This is a genomic window from Thiomicrorhabdus sp. ZW0627, from assembly GCF_029767005.1.
Lineage (GTDB): Bacteria > Pseudomonadota > Gammaproteobacteria > Thiomicrospirales > Thiomicrospiraceae > Thiomicrorhabdus.
The window spans coordinates 108574-126527 of sequence record NZ_JARUQR010000005.1; the positions used below are offsets into that span (position 1 = coordinate 108574).

Below are 17954 nucleotides of genomic sequence, written 5' to 3' on the forward strand. Positions count from 1 at the left end.
TTAATTACTTTTTACCTCTGGCCAACAGATAAATTTCCTTACTTCTCGGCCTTGAAGCTTTAGGCTTTCTAGTGATTACTTTCTGATACTTATCCCTAAGCGTCTTGATTAACTGATCGTATCCCTCTCCCTGAAAAACCTTCATCAGTAAATCTCCGCCGGGCTTCAACACCTGGTCGGCCAATTCAACGCAAAGCTCGACCAAATACATCGCACGTGGAATATCCATGGCTTTGTTCCCGCTCATATTCGGCGCCATATCGGACATAACCACATCCACTTCTCGTCCGGCCAAAGCATCCAACAGCGACTGATATACTTCATCTTCCTGAAAGTCGCCTTGAATAAAAGTCACTCCGGCAAAAGGCTCCACCGGAAGGATGTCCAACGCGAAAACCTCACCGCCTTGACCCACCTTATGGGTTGTCCATTGAGACCAACCCCCTGGGGCGGCCCCCAAATCAACAACACACATACCCTGTTTAAACAGATGGTCTTTCTCATCGATCTCTTGCAACTTGTATACTGCACGTGAACGCCACCCTTCCTGCTTGGCTTTCATCACATAGTGATCATCAAAGTGCTCTTTTAACCAACCCGAACTCGATTTACTTCTCGCCATCTATCAAATTTCTACTACAATATATGAATTAACTTTTAAATAATAACGAACACTGGAATTTTCAATGAGCCAACCCGAAAAACTATCGATCAACCAGAAAAAATACCTTCGCGGCATCGCGCACGGTCTGAACCCAATGGTCATCATTGGCGCGAACGGCGTGACGGAAAGCGTTATGGCGGAATTGGAAAGCACTCTCAGCCATCACGAAATCCTGAAAGTCAAGATCGCAGCTGGTGACCGAGACGACCGCAAGGAGATTGTGGACTATATCCTAAAGGAAACCGGCGCTTTATTGGTTCAAAGCATTGGTAAAATTTGCGTGATCTACCGTCAAAACGAAGAAACACAATTACCGCTGCCGAAAAAATAAACCAATCTATCCGATACAAACCTTAATTTAATCGCTTTCGATTAAATTAAGGCATCCAACCCTTTTGCAAGATCTTTCTTAATATCTTCAATCGACTCCAATCCGACCGATACCCGCACTAAATTATCAGTAATCCCCGCCTTTAAACGGTCTTCAGGGCTCACTCGACAATGTGTCGTGGTCGCTGGATGAGTGATACTGGTCTTAACATCCCCCAGATTCGCAGTAATCGATAGCATTTGTGTCGCATCAATCACTGACCAAGCATCTTTCTGATCACCCTTGATTCGAAAACTCACCAGCCCACCGCCGGCATCTTGCTGCTTAAGCGCCAGCTCATACTGAGGATGAGATTCCAAACCGGGATAAAATACTTTCTCGACCGCAGGATGCTCGGACAACCATTCCGCCAATTGTGCAGCATTTTTGCAATGTGCCGCCATGCGAACCGGCAAAGTTTCCAATCCCTTCAGGAAAATCCAGGCGTTAAAAGGACTCATTGAAGGTCCGGCTGTCCGCATAAAACCACGCACCGGCTCCTCAATCAGCTCCGCCGAACCGACTACTGCGCCACCGATACCACGCCCCTGCCCGTCCAAGAACTTGGTGGCGGAATGGATAACAATATCCGCGCCCTGCTCCAAAGGACGCTGCAAAATCGGCGTACAGAAACAGTTGTCCACAATCAACAAACAGTCATTTGCTTTTGCGAGTGCAGAAATTTCGGCCAAATCGGCAATTTCCGTCAATGGATTAGATGGCGTTTCCAAAAAGAACGCCTTGGTGTTCGGTTTGATCGCCGCTTTCCATTCGGACACGTCCGTCTGAGACACAAACGTGACCTCCAGACCGAACTTTGCCAGATATTTATTGAACAGAACCTTAGTGGTACCGAATACACTTTGAGATGAAATCACATGATCCCCAGCCTCGCACAACCCCATGAACGTCGACAGGATCGCCGACATTCCGGAAGCGGTTCCAACACAAGACTCACCACCTTCCATCAACGCCAGACGGCGCTCGAAAGCACGTACGGTCGGGTTGGTGAAACGGGAATAGATATTCCCTTTCTCTTCACCGCTGAAGCGGGCGGCGGCCTGTGCGGCTGACTCATAACGGAAACTCGAAGTCGGAAAGATGGCTTCGCTGTTTTCCTGCTCTGGAGTCTGATCATAGCCGGCGCGTACCGCCAGTGTTTCAATATCAAATTCTTGCATCTTCAATTCTCTAATTGCCTGCAGAACCTTAGGTTCCGTTATAGATTCCCACCGGTTCCTGTCCGGTTGCGCGTGTGGCAGCTTGTGCACTGTCATTACGTGCGCTATCTATCGAAGCCAAATACTCAGGGGTAATATCACCGGTGACGTACTTACCACTGAAGCAGGACGTATCGAACAGCTTGATCTGCTCATTACCAACGCCAACAGCTTCAATCAAATCATCCAGATCCTGATAAATCAATTTATCCGCACCGATGAATTCGGCGATTTCCTCAGTGGTACGGTTGTTAGCAACCAATTCCGAGGCCGACGGCATATCGATACCGTAAACGTATGGGAAACGCACCGCCGGCGCAGCGGAAGCGAAATAAACTTTTTTCGCACCAGCTTCACGTGCCATTTCAACAATTTGGCCGGAAGTCGTTCCACGGACGATCGAGTCATCCACCAGCAACACATTTTTACCTTCAAATTCCAAATCGATCGGGTTCAACTTGTGACGTACCGACTTCTTACGCAACTGCTGTCCCGGCATAATGAAGGTACGGCCGATATAACGATTCTTGATAAATCCCTCACGGTAAGGCTTGCCCAATTTCGCAGCCAGTTCAAGCGCGGATGTACGGCTCGTATCCGGAATCGGCATCACCACATCAATATCGTGATCAGGCCATTCACGCAAAATCTTTTCCGCCAATTTCTCACCCATACGCAAACGTGACTTGTAAACGGAAATGTCGTCGATCATCGAATCCGGACGGGCGAAGTACACAAATTCGAAAATGCATGGCGAGTATTGAGGGTTTTCAGCACACTGCTGAAAGAAAATCTGTCCGTCTTCCGTAATAACCACCGCTTCACCCGGAGCCAGATCCCTCATCAAATCAAAGCCTAAGCCGTCTAACGCAACGGATTCCGATGCAACAACATAGTCCGTCCCCGCATCGGTTTCACGCTTACCGACCACAACCGGACGCAACGCGAAAGGATCACGGAACGCGAATACCCCAATATTAGAAATCAAACCAACAGCTGCATATCCGCCTTTTGCTCGCTTATGGACGTTACGAATTGCATTAAATACATCTTCATGATCAATGAACAATTTTTTCTGTTGCATCAATTCATGAGCAAAAACATTTAACAGTACCTCAGAGTCCGAATTGGTATTCAGGTGACGCAAATCCTGACGGTAGATTTCCTGGCTTAACTGTTCCGCATTCGTCAGATTACCGTTGTGCCCCATCGCGATCCCGTAAGGAGAGTTCACATAAAATGGCTGCGCCTCAGCACTTGAAGAAGAACCCGCTGTTGGGTAGCGTACGTGACCGATCCCCATTTTTCCGTGTAAATCACGCATATGGCGGGTACGAAACACATCCTTGACCATTCCATTATCCTTACGCTGGAAAAAACGACCGTTTTCACAGGTCACAATACCAGCTGCATCTTGGCCACGATGCTGCAAAATGGTTAAGGCGTCATAAATCTCCTGGCAAACGGCGGTGTTACCAACAGAAACTATCCCAACAATACCACACATAGGGTTACTCTCTTTCTAATCAAATTAAACGTTTAAGTGAACAAAACTCTTAAAAGTAAAAACGCAGTTAATATCCTGCTATTTTACCCTGACTATTTGCGATTGGGTACGCAATGCTTTATCTATTTTTTGCTTATCGCGCTCGGCTTCCGATTTATCGGCATAAGGCCCCACTCTCACCGAAAATGTATGACTAGCCGGAAACTCCTTGATCCATGCTTTATATTGCGTATCAAGCTTCTTAAGAGTGTGATTGGCATTACTCAATTTTTTGTATGCAGCCACTTTTACCAGCCATTCTTCGTGATTCGGTTCTTGCTTATGCTGTTCGCTTTCGGAATTATTTTCGGACACTTGAGAAGCTAACGGGTTTGAAGAAACTTCGGACGTACCTCCCGATGAAGACTCCTTGATCGGATTTACCTGCTGTGAAGTAGTGGGGAGCGTATAGGCCCTCTCCACAATCGGACCGGAAACCTCCGTTTTAGCGATTTCTTTTCCACCCGGCTGAAAATTGACCGGATTACTGTACCAACCAGGCACGATAATCACCAATAGAGCCAGCCAAATAGCAGCTCCGATCAATCGATACTTGCTTACCTCATCCATTGCCATTTCTAACCTGTTATACGTTTTGTCGTTTCCAATGCTTGAAACGCTTGGGATACAGTGAAGAAAGATCCCCAAACAAGAACCGGCCCATATTGCTCACAAGCCAGTTCAACCGCGTCGTCCATCGTTTCCATCTGCATAATCGAGTCTTCTGCCACACCCGCCTTCAACAACAACTCATGCAAATCGGTCAGCGATGTCGATCTAGGTATCGCCAAATCCGTAATCACCCAACGTTCCACCCAAGGTGAAAGAATCTTCACCATCGGCAAACTGTCCTTATCGTTCAATACCGAAAACAACGCTGTGAATTTAGATTTATTTTCCAAGCCAGAAAGATAGTCGGCTAATGCCTGAGAAGATTGGGGATTGTGAGCGACATCAACCAACCAGTTCTGCCCGTCGACATCAAAAGTCTGCAACCGACCGGGATGCCGCACTTGAGACAGTCCTTTTTGAATCGATTCACACTCGACGGGAAGCTCATTTCGAATCATGGATAGTAACACCACCACACCCGACGCATTCTGAATCTGAAATTGCCCTTTCAAAGCCGGAACCGGTAAATCCGAACAGGCCTGCCCATTTAAACCGGAAACCGACCAGGCCTGCCCGGTTTGTGAAAAATTATAATCACGCCCCAACCCTATCAACGGGATACGATTGGTTTGTGCATAATCATACAGACTCTGAGGAGGTTGAGGATCCGAACAGACAGCAGGACGCTGCGAACGCATGATTCCTGCTTTCTCGGTGGCGATCACAGAACGGTCATCCCCTAGCCAATCCACGTGATCCACATCGATCGCTGTAATCAATGCGGCATCGGCGTCCACCAGATTCACCGCATCCAGACGCCCACCAAGCCCCACTTCCAAAACGGCCACATCAACTCTGCTGTTCTTGAAAATCAACAGAGCAGCCAAGGTCGAGAATTCGAAATAGGTTAATTTGACTTCGGCACGAGCCTCTTCGATAAGGGTGAATGCATCCACGATCTGCTGGTCTTCGACCATTTGACCATTCAACTGGATACGTTCATTGAATCGTAAGATATGAGGCGACGTATAGGTACCAACGCGATACCCTTGAGCATCGAGAATGGCCGACAGCATGGCAACACTTGATCCCTTGCCGTTGGTACCCGCCACACTTATGACAAATGGAGCAGGCTTATCAATCCCCAAGCGCTTGGCTATCAGAGAGACGCGCTCCAATCCCAAATCGACTTCCTGGGCATGCAACGCCAGAAGCCAGTCGATCCAAGTGTTCAGACTTGAATCACGACCTGGCGAGCCTTGAGAGAACGAATTCATCGATTCGGATTGTGCGACACTAAAAGACATTAAGCAGGTTTATTCATCAGCATCTTACAAACGCTGGATAACTCGTTTCTCAATTCGTGGCGATGAATAATGCGGTCGATGGCACCGTGTTCAAGCAAGAACTCACTACGCTGGAAACCTTCCGGTAACTTTTCTCGTACGGTCTGCTCGATAACTCTTGGCCCCGCAAACCCAATCAATGCTTTTGGCTCGGCGACGTTCAAGTCACCCAACATAGCGAAACTGGCAGAAACACCCCCCATCGTCGGATCCGTCAATACCGAAATATAAGGCAAACCTTTGGCTCGCAAACGACCTAAGGCCGCACTGGTTTTCGCCATCTGCATCAATGAAAACAAAGCTTCCTGCATACGCGCCCCACCACTTGCAGAGAAGCAGATCAACGGACATTCACGCTCAATCGCCTCATTCACGGCACGTACAAATTTCTCTCCGACAACCGATCCCATAGAACCACCCATGAACTTAAATTCGAAAGCGGCACCCACCACTTCCAAACCATTAATGGTTCCCACTTCGGTAATCAAAGCATCCTTCTCGCCCGTCGCCTTCTGTGACTGAGCAATACGATCCTTATATTTTTTCAGGTCACGGAATTTCAAACGGTCAACCGGAGAGATATCCGCAGAAATCTCTTTCGCCGACCCTTCATCGAAAAACACGTGCAAACGCTCGCGACCTGTCAAACGCATATGATGATCACACTTAGGGCAGACTTCCTGATTACGCTTCACCTCGGAACGGTATAAAGTGCTCTCACATTTAGGACATTTGGTCCAAAGCCCTTCTGGGACAGAGCTCTTGCGTTCAGTGACTTGCTTAATGCTAGGAAGGATTTTTTCAAACCAGTTCATTTTTTTATTACTCCTGACCTTTAAGTGCATCTGCGCGATCGATCGCAGTGCGGAATTCTGTCATCTTTTTACCAATGGCAATTTCAATATCATATAAATCGTGATGGGCGTTGGCTTCAATCAAGCTCACAAGCGCCGAACCAACGATAACCGCGTCACCCAATTGCGCCATTCTATAAGCCGTTTCGCCATCACGGATACCGAAGCCGATACCGATTGGAAGCGACAGCTGACCACGCAGACGATTGATTTGTGCCGTTACATCGGCAATATCCAATTCTTTAGAACCAGTCACCCCTTTCAGGGAAACATAGTAAGCAAACCCACTGCCTTTCTCATTCACCGCCGCCAGACGAGACTCCGGTGTTGTTGGAGAAACCAGGAACACACGATCCAACCCTTCCTTATCCAAGGCTTGAAGATAGCCGGCACTTTCTTCCGGTGGCATATCCACCGTCAACACCGCATCCACACCCACAGAACTTGCAGCGGCAGCAAAAGCTTCATAGCCTTCCGCTTCAATCGGATTCAAATAACCCATCAAAATAATTGGTGTTTTATCGTCTTTTTCACGGAAAACACGCACATATTCCAACACATCATCCAAGCTGACGTTATGGCTCAATGCACGCTCCACCGCCTTCTGAATAACCGGGCCATCCGCCATCGGATCGGAGAATGGAACACCTAATTCCAACATATCCGCCCCTTTGGAAACCATCAGGTGCATCAAAGCGACGGTGGCATTCGGATTCGGATCTCCGGCTGTAATATAAGGGACTAAAGCGGTTTTACCTTGTGCCTTCAAAGCATCAAGTGTCTTTTGAATTCTACTCATCATCTTTTCCTAAAATTCGAATCCTTCGATCTGTGCAATGGTGTTCATATCCTTATCACCACGACCGGAAAGGTTTACGATAATCACTTGATCCTTATTCATTGTCGGCGCCAACTTGGTTGCATAAGCAATGGCATGACTCGACTCCAAAGCAGGAATAATCCCTTCGTATTTGGTCAAATCTCTAAACCCTTGCAAGGCTTCCTCATCGTTGATAGCCACATAATTGGCACGACCGATATCTTTCAACCATGCGTGCTCAGGCCCCACCCCTGGATAATCCAGACCCGCAGAAATCGAATGGGTACCGATGATCTGACCGTTCTTGTCCTGCATCAAATAAGTACGGTTACCGTGTAGTACGCCTGGTGTCCCTGCACATAAAGGTGCAGCATGCTCTCCCGTCTCCAAACCGTGGCCGGCTGCTTCCACACCGTAGATTGCAACGTCTTCATCCGGTAAAAACTCATGGAAAAGACCGATTGCATTGGAACCACCACCCACACAGGCAATCAGTGCATCCGGTAATTTACCTTCTTTCTCAAGTACCTGCTCGCGTGCCTCGCGGCCGATTACGGCCTGGAAATCACGCACCATGGCCGGATAAGGATGTGGACCCGCTGCCGTACCGATAATATAGAAAGTATCGTCGACATTGGTCACCCAGTCGCGCATCGCTTCGTTCAATGCGTCTTTCAAAGTACGGGTACCCGATTCAACCGCTACAACCGTCGCACCCAGCATCTTCATGCGAGCAACGTTCGGCGCTTGACGCACTACATCGTCCGCCCCCATATAAACCACACACTCAAGGCCCAGACGTGCTGCGACCGTTGCACTGGCAACACCGTGTTGGCCCGCTCCCGTTTCGGCGATAATTCGCTTCTTACCAAGTCGCTTGGCAAGCAAAGCCTGACCGATGGTATTGTTAACCTTATGGGCACCGGTATGGTTCAGGTCTTCACGCTTCAAGTAGATTTTCGCACCGCCCAGACTTTCCGACCAACGCTCGGCATAGTAAAGCGGAGTTGGGCGACCTACATAATCCCTCAGATCTTCACTCAACTCTCCCAAGAAAACCGGATCGTTTTTAAGGCTCTGGTACTCTGCGGTTAACTGCTCAAGCGCCGCCATCAATGTCTCAGGGGCGAAGACTCCCCCGTAAGGTCCAAAATGGCCATGCTCATCAGGAAACTTTGAAAAATCTACTGTCATTCAACTGTACTCATTACTTGTTGCATAAATAATTTTACCGAATCAGGGGATTTCACTCCCTTGCTGGCTTCCACTCCGCCGCTAACGTCGACCGCCCAGGGCTTGACCGTGCTAATGGCTTGAGCGACGTTCTGTGCGTTCAATCCGCCCGCCAAGACTACCGGCTTGGAAAGCGATTCCGGCACCATATCCCAATTGAAGCGCTCCCCCGTTCCACCGGGAACACCCGGCTTATAAGCGTCCAACAAAAGCCCGCAGGCCGATTCATAGTGTTCTGCCAGTGCATGCAAGTTAGTTTCTTCTCGCATTCTCACCGCTTTCATATATGGCCGACCGAACTGCTCGCAAAACTCAGCGGTTTCATCGCCGTGGAACTGTAGAAGGTCAATCTGTACGCGATCCAATACCGTTTGCACATACTCAACTGTCGGGTCGACAAACAATGCCGTTCTAGTCACAAAAGCCGGCATCGCTTTGGCGATTAAACAGGCCTGTTCGATTTCAACGTGACGAGGACTTGGCTCGTAAAAAACCAGTCCAATCGAATCCGCACCGGCCTTTGCCACCATCAATCCGTCCTCGACCGAAGTAATCCCGCAGATTTTAACACGTGTTCTCATATTCGAACTCACTGCCACAATACCTCGTTCAATTCGACTCGTGGAATTTGATATTCATCCGGATAAAAAGCGTTCACAAAATACAGTCCACTCGCCGGAGCGGTAGCGGCCGCCTGGGTACGATCCTTGAGTTCAAGCACCTCTTCCACCCAGCTTTCCGGTTTATCGCCGCGACCTATCTGCATCAAGGTTCCACTGATATTGCGTACCATGTGATGCAGAAAGGCGTTCGCCTGGATATCGATAAAGACAAAATCGCCTCTGCGACTCACCTCGACCGACTGCACTTCACGCATCGCATGCGACGCCTGACAAGCTGCCGCCCTAAACGAAGAGAAGTCACGCTCTCCGATCAATGCTTGAGCTGCACGATGCATCTTCTCCACATCCAATTGACGGTCTTCCCAAGTCACCCGGCCGGCCAAGACGGCCGAGTGCACAGGACGATTGAAAATCACATAGCGATACTGTCTCGCAAACGCCGAAAAACGTGCATGAAACTCCGCATCAATGGGTTTCGCCCACGCTATGCGAATATCACCCGGCAGCTTGGTGTTGGCACCTTGAACCCAAGCTTTAATCGGACGTTCGGCCTTGGTTTCAAAATGCACCACCTGTCCGATCGCATGAACGCCGGTATCGGTACGGCCCGCACAATGCAAATCAATCGGTTCGTCAGCAATTTGCGTCAACGCCTGTTCAACCAATCCTTGCACGGATTCACAATGCGATTGGCGCTGCCAACCGCAATAACGGGTACCTTGATATTCAACGCCCAGCGCGATCCGTTTAAGCAAAGCTCTTCGCCTGTAAAATCAACGATTCCAAACCGGCTTTAGATATACTTTTCGATCAACAACTCAGCAATCTGAACCGTATTGGTCGCAGCACCTTTACGAACGTTATCTGCAACAACCCACAAATTCAAACCGTTCTCGATCGTGATGTCCTCACGGATACGACCAACGTAAACCGGGTTAGTATCCGCCGCTTCGGTCACCGCAGTCGGATAACCACCATCGACATGCTCATCAACCAGAACCACACCTTCCATCTCTTCGAAAAGCTTCTTAGCTTCTTCGGCCGTAATCTTCTTATCGGTTTCAATGTGCACTGCTTCACTGTGACCATAGAACACAGGAACACGTACCGCAGTCGGGTTGACCAGGATATTTTCATCCCCCATGATCTTCTTGGTTTCCCACACCATCTTCATCTCTTCTTTGGTGTAACCGTTATCCATAAACACATCAATTTGAGGAATGCAGTTGAATGCAATCTGCTTCGGATAGACTTTCGACTTAACCGGTTTCATATTCAACAAATCAGCGGTTTGCTGAGCCAACTCTTCGATCGCTTCCTTACCTGTACCGGAAACCGCCTGATAAGTTGCAACGTTGATACGCTTGATACCCACGGCATCGTAAATCGGCTTCAATGCAACCAACATCTGAATCGTCGAACAGTTCGGGTTCGCGATGATACCGCGATTTTTATAACCTGCAACCGCGTCCGGGTTTACTTCAGGAACAACCAGCGGGATATCATCGTCGTAACGGAACTGAGAAGTGTTATCGACAACGATACAACCTGCTTCCGCCGCCTTAGGCGCGTAAACTGCCGAAACACTTGCGCCCGGAGAGAACAAACCAATCTGCACTTTAGAAAAGTCGAATGTTTCCAAGTCCTCGACTACAACCCAACCGCCTTTGAACTGCAATTTCTTACCCGCAGAACGGCTACTCGCCAACGGATAAATTTTGCCAACCGGGAAGTCACGCTCTTCCAACACTTTCAAAATGGTTTCACCCACTGCACCAGTGGCACCGACGACTGCAATATCGTACAACTTAGTCATGTTCTCTTTCCTTGTTTCTAATGGGCGCAAAAAGCGCTCCGCTCAACACTAAAATTTTGTCGGACAGTTAATCCGTCCATCCGAATTTATCTCTTACCAAGACCAACCCCGGAATTAATCCTTTTCACTCTTATCTTCAATCTTCTCTTTATCCAGAAGATCGTTCAATGAAGCCGGCGCAGTGGAATGCTTCATCTCTTCAGGCAGGCTGACAATCATACCGCCTTCCGTCAACTCACGACTTTCGCCAATGAACTTGCCTCCGGCCTCGATCGTCACTTCACCACTGATCAACTCGCCAATAAACTTGCCTGTACTGAGAATGTCAATTCGTTCACAAGCCACCTTGCCTTCAAAGACACCGCTCAACACGATCGAACGCGCCTTAATGAAACCACTGACCTGCCCCTGAACCCCAACCGACACATCGAAATCGCTCTGTATAAGGCCATCAATACGCCCGTCGATATGCAGAGGACCGCCTAATTCGCTGAATTCTCCGCTAAAGACACACCCCGGTGCAATAATTGTTTTTCCACCTTCTCCACGCGCTCGTTTACGGCTTGACTTAAAGAACCCCATGGTACCCCTTTCACCTGTTGGAAAATGCTGTCGTAATTCTGCAAACTCCATTCAACAAAAGCTGCCGGATTGAGTTTGCGCTGAACAAATGAAACCTCGTAATGCAAATGATTACCGGATGACAATCCCGTCGAGCCGATGCCGCCGATCACATCCCCCTGGTGGATGAACTGTCCGGTCTTCACATCCAAACGGCTCAAGTGTCCATAATGCGTTTTAAAACCGTTTGCATGAGAGAGAATAATCAACTTACCGAATCCGCTTCTCTTATGATCTCCGGCGTATTCAACCACACCGTCCGCCGTCGCAACGACAGGAGCTCCCTTTTCACCACGGTAATCGATTCCGTGATGAAATTGTTTCTTGCCACTGACCGGGTGGATACGCCAACCGTATGAGCTACTCACTCCAACAAAGTTGGCAACCGGGCGACCATTTGGAATCGTCTCAAGCATCATGCTCTTCCCCAGAGTATTCAACTGTACCAACTTAACCCGTTCCTCGACCGGTTTTTCCGGTTCTTCGGCACTGGTACTGGTTCCAATCAACTCCTCCAGTCCCTGCAAGGTCTGATCCAACAATTCAGCCTGTTTGGTTTTCTCGGCCAACTCCGATTCCAACAAACGTTTTTCCGAAGCGACGTGAATAAAATCGTTTTTCTGCGAACTCAACACTTTTTCGTAATTCTGAACCGCCTGAATATGCTGCCCTTCGATTTGCTCGGCCTGATCGCTTAACCACCAAATAGTTAAGGCGCCGCCAACCCAAACAAACAAAAAGACAAGCAAAAAGAACCACGCGAACCGTTTAAAAATCTGCTTAAACGAATAATCGCGCGCACCATGTACATCGCTTATGGTAATGGTGAAATGATTTCTCATCTGGACAGTTACAGTAAGTTACGGCTTAAAGCGCTGCAACAACGGCATCCCCCATCTCACTGCACGTGACAAGCTTGTCGCCGTCAGAATAGATATCACCGGTACGAAGCCCTTGATCCAACACTTTCCCAACCGCGTTCTCGATCTTTTCAGCCAAGTCTTCACGACCTAAAGAATAACGAAGCATCATCGCCGCAGACAGAATCGTCGCCAAAGGATTCGCTTTGTTTTGTCCAGCGATATCCGGAGCAGAACCGTGACTAGGCTCATACATACCTTTGTTGTTAGCATCCAAAGAAGCAGAAGCCAACATTCCGATCGATCCAGTCAGCATAGACGCTTCGTCGGATAGAATGTCACCGAACATGTTACCGGTCACCATGACGTCGAACTGCTTAGGATTCAATACCAACTGCATCGCCGCGTTATCGACATACATGTGCTTCACTTCGACTTCAGGGTACTCTTTCGCAACATCATCGACGATTTCGCGCCAAAGCTCGGTTACTTCCAAAACGTTCGCCTTATCCACCGACGTCAACTTCTTGTTACGCTTCATCGCAGCTTGAAACGCTACGTGCGCGATGCGCTTGATTTCAGATTCGGAATAAACGTAAGTATTGAAACCTTGGCGTTCACCGTTTTCCAAAGTACGAATACCACGAGGCTGACCAAAATAGATGCCACCGGTCAACTCACGTACGATCAGGATATCCAAACCGGCAACCACTTCCGGCTTCAAAGTCGAAGCCGACGCCAACTGAGGGTAAAGGAAAGCAGGACGAAGGTTGGCGAACAATTCCATTTCAGAACGCAAACGCAACAAACCTTTTTCAGGACGCACGGAAATATCCAATGATTCCCACTTGTAACCACCTACGGCACCAAGAAGAACCGCATCCGCCGCCTTGGCTTTGTCCATGGTCTCGTCCGCTAGAGGTACGCCGTGTACATCGTAAGCCGCACCACCAACCAAGTCTTCAGTCATATCAATATCCAGACCGTCCGAAACCTTCAGGGCTTCCAAAACCTTAACCGCTTCGGCTGTAATTTCCGGACCAATTCCATCACCTGGCAATACCAATACTTGTTGTGTCATTTCTTTGTTCTCTACTTTTTAAACTTGTTATAAATCTTGAATAATTCCGTTAAAACCGTCCGGCATCAAGCGCCGAACAACCAAGGCGCGTTTTTCTTACGGTTCGCTTCATACGCTTTGATTTCATCTTCGTGCTGCAACGTCAGACCGATATCGTCCAAACCGTTCAACAGACAGTGACGTCTGAAACTGTCTACTTCGAAGTCGATGCTGTCACCGTTTGGCTTAACCAATTTCTGCGCTTCCAAATCAACCGTTAATTGATAACCTTCTTCCGCAAACACTTCTTTAAACAGATCATCGACCGTCTTGTCATCCAAAACGATCGGCAGGATTCCGTTCTTGAACGAGTTATTGAAGAAGATATCCGCAAAGCTCGGCGCGATCACCACATCGAAACCGTAATCTTTCAACGCCCAAGGTGCGTGCTCACGACTCGAACCACAACCGAAGTTCTCGCGTGCCAACAAAATCTTGGCACCCTGATAGCGTGGCTGGTTCAATACAAAATCCTTGCGCAAAGGACGGTTGCTGCAATCCTGACCAGGCTCGCCCACGTCTTCGTAACGCCACTCATCAAACAAGTTCGGGCCGAACCCGCTACGTTTGATCGACTTCAAAAATTGCTTAGGAATAATTGCGTCGGTATCCACGTTAGCGCGGTCCATCGGCGCGACAATCGCGGTCATTTTAATAAACTTATCCATCTTTATTCTCCACTCCCGCGCTTACAAATAATCACGTACGTCAACAAAATGCCCAGCCACAGCTGCCGCTGCAGCCATCTGAGGACTCACCAAATGGGTACGCCCGCCAGCACCTTGACGCCCCTCGAAGTTACGGTTCGAAGTCGAAGCGCAGTGTTTGCCTGAAGGCAGCTTGTCGGCATTCATCGCCAAACACATTGAGCAGCCCGGATTACGCCATTCGAAACCGGCTTCGATAAAAATCTTATCCAGTCCTTCCTTCTCGGCTTGCATCTTGACCAAACCGGAACCAGGAACCGCCAATGCCTGTTCAACTGTCGAAGCGACTTTTTTGCCTTTCAACACTTCGGCTGCCGCGCGCAAATCTTCGATACGCGAATTGGTACAAGAACCGATGAACACGTAATCCACCGGAATCTCGGAAACCGGCATATCAGCTTCCAGTCCCATATACTTCAAAGCGCGCTCGATACCGCCCGCTTTAACCGGATCGGATTCATTCGCCGGATTCGGTACCTTGCCATTCACATCCAACACCATCTCAGGCGAGGTTCCCCAAGAAACCTGAGGCTCAATCTTGGAACCATCAATCTCAATAACTTTATCAAAGACCGCATCATCGTCCGACTTCAGATCCTGCCACGCAGCAACGGCGGCCTCCCACTGATCTTCCTTAGGAGCGAACGGACGCCCTTTGACGTAGTCGATGGTTTTCTCGTCCACCGCAACCAGACCAACACGCGCACCGGCTTCAATCGCCATGTTACAAACCGTCATACGGCCTTCGATCGACATGTCACGGAAAACCTGACCGCCAAACTCAATCGCACAACCGTTACCTCCAGCCGTACCGATCACACCGATGACTGCCAAAACGACATCCTTAGGCCCGACACCCGGCTGCAATTCGCCGTCGACCTTGATCAGCATGTTCTTCATCTTCTTCTGGATCAGACACTGAGTCGCCATAACGTGTTCGACTTCCGAGGTTCCGATCCCGTGAGCCAAGGCACCCAACGCGCCGTGCGTCGCCGTATGCGAATCACCGCAAACTACGGTCATGCCCGGCAAGGTCGCGCCTTCTTCCGGACCAACCACGTGAACAATACCCTGACGAGGATCGCCCATACCGAATTCTGTGATACCGAACTCTTTGGTGTTCATGCCCAAGGTCTGAACCTGGATACGTGAAATCGGATCGACGATCGAGTCGACACCACCGCTCAGATCGGTGGTCGGAACGTTGTGATCCGGTGTTGCCAGGTTAGCATCGACACGCCAAGGCTTACGGTGCGCCAAACGCAGACCTTCAAACGCCTGAGGCGAAGTTACTTCGTGCAGTAACTGGCGATCAATATAAATCAACGCCGTGCCGTCCTCTTCCTGACGCACCACATGCGCATCCCACAATTTGTCGTATAAAGTCTTTCCTGACATCGCTTTTTATCCAACTCACGTAAAATTTAAGAAATAGTTATGAATTATATCATTTCACAGCACTTACTAAATAGTAAAATACACGCAAGATTCAACAACGAAACCAGAAATTATGAGCTATTCCGTCAAAGAGGTTTTCTACTCGCTTCAAGGTGAAGGTTTCCACAGTGGACGACCTTCCATCTTCTGCCGCATGAGCAAATGCAACCTATGGACCGGACGCGAAGAAGACCGTGCCGACGCCGTCTGCCAATTCTGCGACACCGACTTCATCGGCACCGACGGTCAGAACGGCGGTCGCTTCGCCAATGCAGAAGCACTTTGCCAGCACCTGTTGCAATTCTGGCCTGCTGACTCAGAGGAACATCCTTTTGTTGTCCTCACCGGCGGTGAGCCTTTGTTGCAGGTAGACCAGGAACTGGTCGATGCATTGCATCGTCATAATTTCGAAATCGCCATTGAAACCAACGGCACCAAAACCGCGCCCGAAGAGATCGACTGGATCTGCGTCAGCCCCAAAGCCAACGCCCCGTTAATTCTGGACAGTGGCAACGAGCTGAAACTCGTCTACCCTCAGCCGGAACTGATGCCCGAAAAAGTAGAAGAACTGAATTTCGAGCACTTCTACCTGCAACCAATGGATGACGCCGATCCGAAAATCACCGAAAGCAATATCCGGCAGGCCGTCCAATACTGTCTTGACCACCCTCAATGGAAGCTCAGTCTACAGACGCACAAACTGCTTGGAATTGACTAATAATCAGGCACTTGAACCACACAAAAACAAGCGCCTGACAAACCCGGCAGGCCTGTTCAAAATGAAAAATCGACCTATGACTCATCACGCAAACATCCTCACCCAATTACAGATCGAAGGCCTGACCCATGACGGGCGCGGCGTCGCAAGAGTCGGCGGTAAGGCGATCTTCATCACCAACACTGTGCCGGGCGACATCGTCACAGCCAAAGTGACCGTACAACAAACCAAATTCGACGAAGCCGAGTTACTGGAAATCGAAACGCCTTCCTCCGACCGCGCAGAGCCTTTCTGCCCGAAATACCAAACCTGCGGCGGCTGCCAGTTACAACACCTGTCCATCCAGGCACAACGTTTCTGGAAAAGCGAAAACTTCCTAACCCGTCTGACCCAGGCCGTGAATTCAGACAAATGCCAAATACTCGAACCGATCACCGGCAACGACCGTGGCTACCGCCGCCGAGCCCGCCTTGGATTGGCGATCGGTAAAAAGGACAAAGTCGCCAAACTTGGTTTCAGACAGAAAGAATCCAACGAACTGGTGGACATTGAACATTGTCCGGTCTTGAGCGACGGCCTGAATGAAGCGATTGCAAAACACCGCCCGGCCTTACTTGAAAAAGCCAGCCGTGCCTACAAGGAACTGACGGTCGTGGAAGCCGACAACGGCGTTTTCGGCTTTGAAGATGAAACCAAATCGGATGAACCTTACTACACTCTGAACAACCTGAAACTGACGTTCCCGCAAGACGGTTTTATCCAGGTAAACGCTGAACTCAACCGTGAAATGGTCAATCAAGCCATCGAATGGCTGGAGCTGGAATCCGACCACAAAGTTCTCGACCTGTTCTGCGGTGTCGGTAACTTCACACTACCGATCGCCCAAAAAGCCAAGCAGGTCGTCGGAATCGAAGGCTTGGCCGAGCTGGTCGAAACCGCCGCCAATAACGCCGCGCAAAACGATTTGGAGAATGCGACCTTCCATAAAGCCAATCTGTTTGAAGACTGCACCCAGTCGGCCTGGTTCAAAAAACAGAAATACCATCGCCTGCTTCTCGATCCAGGCCGTCAGGGCGCTTTCGAGATCAGCAAGGTTCTGCACGAACTCAAAGCGGAAGTAATTGTTTACGTTTCCTGCAACGCCGCAACCCTCATCCGGGATGTCAAAGAACTGGAAAAACAGGGCTACCGTCTGACCAAAGCGAACCTGATCGACATGTTCCCACACACTACACACACCGAAGTTATGGTGCAGCTTAAGAAATTCAAACAGCCTAAAAATACCGCCAAAAAACGCGCTCCGTTCAAGTTCTAAACGACCTTTTAACGAACCAATACATTCCTAGCAGGCCTGTTCCAATACTGAACGGAGTCTGCATTCTCCCCC

Annotated in this window: 19 protein-coding genes; 3 read left to right on the forward strand and 16 right to left on the reverse strand. The window is 49.2% G+C overall.

Annotated elements, in window-relative coordinates; genetic code table 11:
* Positions 1-4: 4 nt before the first annotated feature.
* Positions 5-622 (reverse strand): 23S rRNA (uridine(2552)-2'-O)-methyltransferase RlmE, encoded by a 618-nt coding sequence (gene rlmE / locus QCB45_RS10135; protein ID WP_279420863.1) that lies wholly within the window; start codon positions 620-622, stop codon positions 5-7.
* A gap of 64 nt (positions 623-686) precedes the next feature.
* Here rlmE and yhbY point away from each other — a divergent pair, with 64 nt between their 5' ends.
* The gene (gene yhbY, locus QCB45_RS10140; protein ID WP_279420865.1) at positions 687-995 is read left to right on the forward strand and encodes a ribosome assembly RNA-binding protein YhbY; all 309 of its coding nucleotides are present in this window, start codon (positions 687-689) and stop codon (positions 993-995) included.
* 41 nt (positions 996-1036) lie between these two features.
* On the opposite strand, the gene QCB45_RS10145 is transcribed toward yhbY, so the two are convergent.
* The 15 genes from QCB45_RS10145 to leuC form a co-directional block, all read right to left on the reverse strand.
* A complete protein-coding gene (locus QCB45_RS10145; protein ID WP_279420866.1) occupies positions 1037-2215 on the reverse strand; it encodes an O-succinylhomoserine sulfhydrylase in 1179 nt (392 codons plus the stop codon).
* A 28-nt stretch (positions 2216-2243) separates the two neighbouring features.
* Complete coding sequence (gene purF, locus QCB45_RS10150) at positions 2244-3761, reverse strand: amidophosphoribosyltransferase (RefSeq protein ID WP_279420867.1); 1518 nt, start codon at positions 3759-3761, stop codon at positions 2244-2246.
* Between the two features lie 78 nt (positions 3762-3839).
* Positions 3840-4376, reverse strand: coding sequence for an SPOR domain-containing protein (locus QCB45_RS10155; RefSeq protein ID WP_279420868.1), 537 nt, complete (start codon positions 4374-4376; stop codon positions 3840-3842).
* 2 nt (positions 4377-4378) lie between these two features.
* The gene (gene folC, locus QCB45_RS10160) at positions 4379-5719 is read right to left on the reverse strand and encodes a bifunctional tetrahydrofolate synthase/dihydrofolate synthase (RefSeq protein WP_279420869.1); all 1341 of its coding nucleotides are present in this window, start codon (positions 5717-5719) and stop codon (positions 4379-4381) included.
* Positions 5719-6573, reverse strand: a complete 855-nt coding sequence (gene accD / locus QCB45_RS10165; RefSeq protein ID WP_279420870.1) for an acetyl-CoA carboxylase, carboxyltransferase subunit beta — start codon at positions 6571-6573, stop codon at positions 5719-5721. Before accD ends, folC begins: the two co-directional genes overlap by 1 nt.
* Before the next feature lie 7 nt (positions 6574-6580).
* Complete coding sequence (trpA, locus tag QCB45_RS10170; protein ID WP_279420872.1) at positions 6581-7411, reverse strand: tryptophan synthase subunit alpha; 831 nt, start codon at positions 7409-7411, stop codon at positions 6581-6583.
* A gap of 9 nt (positions 7412-7420) precedes the next feature.
* Complete coding sequence (trpB, locus tag QCB45_RS10175; protein ID WP_279420873.1) at positions 7421-8626, reverse strand: tryptophan synthase subunit beta; 1206 nt, start codon at positions 8624-8626, stop codon at positions 7421-7423.
* Positions 8623-9246 carry a phosphoribosylanthranilate isomerase gene (locus QCB45_RS10180; RefSeq protein ID WP_279420874.1) on the reverse strand — a complete coding sequence of 208 codons (624 nt, stop codon included), beginning with the start codon at positions 9244-9246 and terminating at the stop codon, positions 8623-8625. Before QCB45_RS10180 ends, trpB begins: the two co-directional genes overlap by 4 nt.
* Positions 9247-9254: 8 nt before the next feature.
* Positions 9255-10043, reverse strand: coding sequence for a tRNA pseudouridine(38-40) synthase TruA (truA, locus tag QCB45_RS10185; protein WP_279420875.1), 789 nt, complete (start codon positions 10041-10043; stop codon positions 9255-9257).
* A 38-nt stretch (positions 10044-10081) separates the two neighbouring features.
* A complete protein-coding gene (locus QCB45_RS10190; protein ID WP_279420876.1) occupies positions 10082-11104 on the reverse strand; it encodes an aspartate-semialdehyde dehydrogenase in 1023 nt (340 codons plus the stop codon).
* Positions 11105-11218: 114 nt separating this feature from the next.
* The gene (locus QCB45_RS10195; protein WP_279420877.1) at positions 11219-11686 is read right to left on the reverse strand and encodes a polymer-forming cytoskeletal protein; all 468 of its coding nucleotides are present in this window, start codon (positions 11684-11686) and stop codon (positions 11219-11221) included.
* On the reverse strand, positions 11587-12567 hold the full coding sequence (locus tag QCB45_RS10200; RefSeq protein WP_279420878.1) for a M23 family metallopeptidase: 981 nt from the start codon (positions 12565-12567) through the stop codon (positions 11587-11589). Before QCB45_RS10200 ends, QCB45_RS10195 begins: the two co-directional genes overlap by 100 nt.
* Positions 12568-12592: 25 nt before the next feature.
* A complete protein-coding gene (leuB, locus tag QCB45_RS10205) occupies positions 12593-13666 on the reverse strand; it encodes a 3-isopropylmalate dehydrogenase (protein WP_279420879.1) in 1074 nt (357 codons plus the stop codon).
* 65 nt (positions 13667-13731) lie between these two features.
* Entirely contained in the window at positions 13732-14373 is a 642-nt protein-coding gene (leuD, locus tag QCB45_RS10210; protein ID WP_279420881.1) for a 3-isopropylmalate dehydratase small subunit, read from the reverse strand.
* A 21-nt stretch (positions 14374-14394) separates the two neighbouring features.
* On the reverse strand, positions 14395-15810 hold the full coding sequence (gene leuC, locus QCB45_RS10215) for a 3-isopropylmalate dehydratase large subunit (RefSeq protein WP_279420882.1): 1416 nt from the start codon (positions 15808-15810) through the stop codon (positions 14395-14397).
* 112 nt (positions 15811-15922) lie between these two features.
* Here leuC and queE point away from each other — a divergent pair, with 112 nt between their 5' ends.
* A complete protein-coding gene (gene queE / locus QCB45_RS10220) occupies positions 15923-16567 on the forward strand; it encodes a 7-carboxy-7-deazaguanine synthase (protein ID WP_279420883.1) in 645 nt (214 codons plus the stop codon).
* Positions 16568-16628: 61 nt separating this feature from the next.
* Positions 16629-17882, forward strand: a complete 1254-nt coding sequence (gene rlmD / locus QCB45_RS10225) for a 23S rRNA (uracil(1939)-C(5))-methyltransferase RlmD (RefSeq protein ID WP_279420884.1) — start codon at positions 16629-16631, stop codon at positions 17880-17882.
* Positions 17883-17954 lie beyond the last annotated feature (72 nt).